The sequence below is a fragment of the Bartonella sp. CE47NXGY genome (genome assembly GCF_042195415.1).
Lineage (GTDB): Bacteria > Pseudomonadota > Alphaproteobacteria > Rhizobiales > Rhizobiaceae > Bartonella.
Window position 1 is genome coordinate 1 of sequence record NZ_JBHIOI010000308.1, and the last position, 516, is coordinate 516.

Annotated in this window: 1 pseudogene; it reads right to left on the minus strand. The window is 37.0% G+C overall.

Features of this window, described 5'->3' with window-relative positions:
• Window positions 1-516 (minus strand): annotated as a pseudogene (locus ACFIL3_RS11240) (hypothetical protein); the annotation flags it as partial.

The window sequence follows — 516 nt, forward strand, 5'->3', positions numbered from 1 at the left end:
CCATTGATCGCATCATGCGAATCTTCAGCAATTTTCCCATCTTTAACATTATGGAGGGAAACGGGTGCTGTAGTCTTATCACCACCCAAAGTTATGCTATTATAATTAACGGTATCGTTTTCTTTATCATAGAGAACTGCAGCAGCACTTGTAAGATTAATATCATTAGAAATCTTCTCTATACTTTTATCAAGCTGAGCTTTGTTAACAGCTTCATCATTTCGCTCTGCAGCTTTTACACCAGAAATTGTACGAGCTTCACCAGATTTGTTTGCAACATTAATTTCTGTACCCCCTGTTGTCACACCAATGGTAATAGTACCTGCATCTCCTTCCTGCTTAACAAGGCTATTTTTTGTCGCATTCGTAATCTGATTTTGGATATTCGTGATAGAAGTATCAACAGCATTAAAAGCAGAACCAACATCATTATGAGAATTACCCTGAATTGTGTAAGTTGGTGCTTTACCATTAGATACATCTGCACCACCACCAAAATATTGTGATGTATTTTGA